At 55.8% G+C, this 2,785-nt stretch carries 4 protein-coding genes; 3 read left to right on the top strand and 1 reads right to left on the bottom strand.

Going from position 1 to position 2,785, the window contains the following annotated elements:
* Window positions 1–273: 273 nt before the first annotated feature.
* Window positions 274–693 (top strand): hypothetical protein, encoded by a 420-nt coding sequence (locus D588_RS27915; RefSeq protein ID WP_157836469.1) that lies wholly within the window; start codon window positions 274–276, stop codon window positions 691–693.
* Between the two features lie 377 nt (window positions 694–1,070).
* Here D588_RS27915 and D588_RS28230 read toward each other — a convergent pair whose 3' ends face one another.
* Window positions 1,071–1,334, bottom strand: coding sequence for a hypothetical protein (locus tag D588_RS28230; protein ID WP_198526772.1), 264 nt, complete (start codon window positions 1,332–1,334; stop codon window positions 1,071–1,073).
* A 364-nt stretch (window positions 1,335–1,698) separates the two neighbouring features.
* Between D588_RS28230 and D588_RS0114535 the strand changes: the two genes are divergently transcribed.
* Both D588_RS0114535 and D588_RS27920 read left to right on the top strand, forming a co-directional pair.
* On the top strand, window positions 1,699–1,947 hold the full coding sequence (locus tag D588_RS0114535) for a SymE family type I addiction module toxin (RefSeq protein ID WP_017916500.1): 249 nt from the start codon (window positions 1,699–1,701) through the stop codon (window positions 1,945–1,947).
* A 621-nt stretch (window positions 1,948–2,568) separates the two neighbouring features.
* Complete coding sequence (locus D588_RS27920; protein WP_017916501.1) at window positions 2,569–2,742, top strand: hypothetical protein; 174 nt, start codon at window positions 2,569–2,571, stop codon at window positions 2,740–2,742.
* Window positions 2,743–2,785: the final 43 nt, after the last annotated feature.

Here is a 2,785-nt window from a genome sequence, read left to right on the forward strand (position 1 = left end):
CGCCCGATTCTTGCAGGGCCGGCTCGACGGCCAAGCTGGCGCTCAATCGCCCCACGGAAACGGTCGTTGCCCAGTGCGTGTTGCCGCTGAGGAGAAACGGGGTCAGGTAGGCTTCCCAATTGAAACACGTGGCAAAAGCCAAGACCGGTGCTTTGCTGGCATAGGCCCGTATGGCCACCCGCGCAAAGGATCCAACTCATTCGATTAAGTGAATCTGACCTCGTTAGTCCGATGGCATGTGCAGCAAGCAGCGTCAGATGTTAGGCTACAAGTATGGGAATAGACATTCACCTTGAAGCCGATGAGCGCCTTTCAATTATCGCCATCTCTACAACATTACGTGAATTGGGCGCACTGGGCATAACTAGCGGCGACACTACAGCCGAAGGATTCTTCGACTCCGGACTGTCCGTTTACGCCACATGTGAGTTCCACGATCGGACGTTATACACAGAGGATACCAAAGGCATGGATTTTCCTGTAGCCATTCGTTGTTACTTGCGAATAAAAGGTCCCGAGCCGGCGGGATTATCTGCGACTGGCGACCTCGAGAAGTTCATTAAGCGAATTGCAACCAGAACTGACGCTAGATTTTTAGTTTCACTCCAGCATGAATCGGCCTTATATTGGAAAAATGACGATGGCCTGCATGCTGCCCAGTCGGCAACACGTTTAGAAACGGGGTCAGGTTGACTTCCTAAGTGAAACTACCCCGTTACACGGTCCAGACCAAGAAACGGTGCTTCGCAGGCATAGGCCCGCATGCCCGCGCAAGGGTTCAACTCAATCGATAAGTGAACCTGGTCCCGTTAGTCGTTCATCCCGATACCACTTTTTCAAACGAGCCCAATTAGCTATTCTCACCACAATGAGCTCTACCATATTTCTTCATTACTTCCATCAAGGCCGCGAAAGGGCTGTCCCGTTCAAGCAAGTGCTTACCTTCCTCATGAAATACGGCACACCTGGCGTTGGACCCTATAGCAACGAGATAGTGTTCCCCGCCGAGCAGATCGCAGATACAGCGAATGTTGTGCGTGACGGAGATGAAGACGCCCTTTGTATAGCATTCAACAGACCGGTAATAAACGATCAATTTCGACAGCTTGTGTTTGAAGCAATGCAAAAATTCGGCTTTTCAGCATATGAAGATGCTTTTGATTGGGCGTACGTTCTTCCAGGGTCAGGCGGCGATGTTCCTCAAGCGCTGCTGGAAGAGTTATCGGATGGAGTTCAAGAGGTCCAAATCGCAGCGCAGTTGTGGCCCGACCATTAACTGGGTGACCTCTGATGGCTTCAGTCTCAATTAAAAGATCATCTTCGCTGTACAGCATCGGCAGTTGACATCCCCAAAAACCAGCAGCACCATCACCTCCAAGGAGCGTAGAAACTCCTCTCATAGCGGCACCCACCTCCGTCAAACCGGTGGTTTTTTTTGCCTGTTCGCAGGCACACTCCGACGCGCTGTCTGCGTCGGGAGGGCGGCGAATACAACACCCTTCGGGGAAATAAGCCCGCCGTCTATGAGCGGTTTCTAACCTCCCGACATCCCGTCGCCGTTCGGCGCGGGTTCCTGTCTGCCAAGGAGGTTGTGTCATGCGTCAACCGTCACCCCGCCCCGCCGCTCCCTGCAAGCGCAAGTCGCACAAGCATCGCCATTGCCCACAGTGGACGATCGCCGAATCGACGCTCATCTCCATGCTGACACCCGAACAGGTCGCCGCCGCCAACGCCGCCGATCTTGCCCGCGCCTCGCGCCCGCCCCGCCGCCCACGCCTGCCACAGCAGTGCACCGTCGGCTGCGGCCACTCCGCCAACGGCGAGCGCACGCCCGCGCTGCGCCTGGGCGGCCGCTGGATGGAAGAGCTGGGTTTCACCATCGGCAGTACGCTGCGCTTGCAGGTGCACGACGGCGAACTGGTGGTGAGCGTGGCCAGCAAGGACTGACACGGCCGTCGCCCACCACGCGTATCAGGAAGATCGCTGAGATGGCGACTAACCACTTGTTTCAAGAAATTGCAAATTGCACTTACCCCTCAGCTCCCCTAGATCGACAACCACGGTTGCCCCGGGAACGGGGTCAGGTTGATTTCATAGCCATAGTCTCGCCTGGTCGATGGCAGTCTACACGCTGGCTGGCCTGGGCAATGGCCAGATAGCGGCAGTTATCATGTATTCTGAATGACTATGGACGACGCCAAAAACCCGATCGCGTGCCCCAAGTGCTTGAGCACTTCTCACATTCGCGAGAAGACGCTTCTCATTGGATCCGCAAGTCCGAGAAAAATTTTTGGGGACGGTGAGGAGCGAGCCGGGTATCGACGAAAAGATCAACTTGCCGTGGATGAATGCAAGAGCGAAAAGTTGCAACCAGAACCACTACAGCAGTTCGTGGCTGGATATTACTGTGGAGTCTGCGGAATTGGCTTCCTGCCCGATGATATTGTCGAAAGCTCAATCTGGCCTGCTCCCGTTTTGTTTCGAGAATAAGCACGGAAATCGGCCACTCACCGACCAACCCGAGGCCGCCTCCTTAACGCGCCACCCACATCGCATCCCAGCCACCGCATGATCGCGCTCCTGCTTCCCCTGCTGGTGCTCGCCGCCCTCGGCTTCGTCCTCAGCCTCATCGTCCACGTGATGGCGCTTGCCGGGTACGTGCCGCCAGGCGGCGAGGCCGTCTTCGCCATGCACTTCGGCGTCTTCATCGTCTGGTTGCCGACCGCGCTGCTTTCCCAGTAAACAGTAAACAGGGGTCAGAGTGCACTTCCATCTTCTTCTACTA

This window comes from Xanthomonas sp. SHU 308 (assembly GCF_000364645.1).
Taxonomy (GTDB): domain Bacteria; phylum Pseudomonadota; class Gammaproteobacteria; order Xanthomonadales; family Xanthomonadaceae; genus Xanthomonas_A; species Xanthomonas_A sontii.

Excerpts from the sequence above, each read along its gene's own strand:
- D588_RS27915 (WP_157836469.1), top strand. The coding sequence starts at position 274 with ATGGGAATAGACATTCACCTTGAAGCCGATGAGCGCCTTTCAATTATC.
- D588_RS28230 (WP_198526772.1), bottom strand. The coding sequence starts at position 1,334 with ATGCTGTACAGCGAAGATGATCTTTTAATTGAGACTGAAGCCATCAGA.
- D588_RS0114535 (WP_017916500.1), top strand. The coding sequence starts at position 1,699 with ATGCTGACACCCGAACAGGTCGCCGCCGCCAACGCCGCCGATCTTGCC.
- D588_RS27920 (WP_017916501.1), top strand. The coding sequence starts at position 2,569 with ATGATCGCGCTCCTGCTTCCCCTGCTGGTGCTCGCCGCCCTCGGCTTC.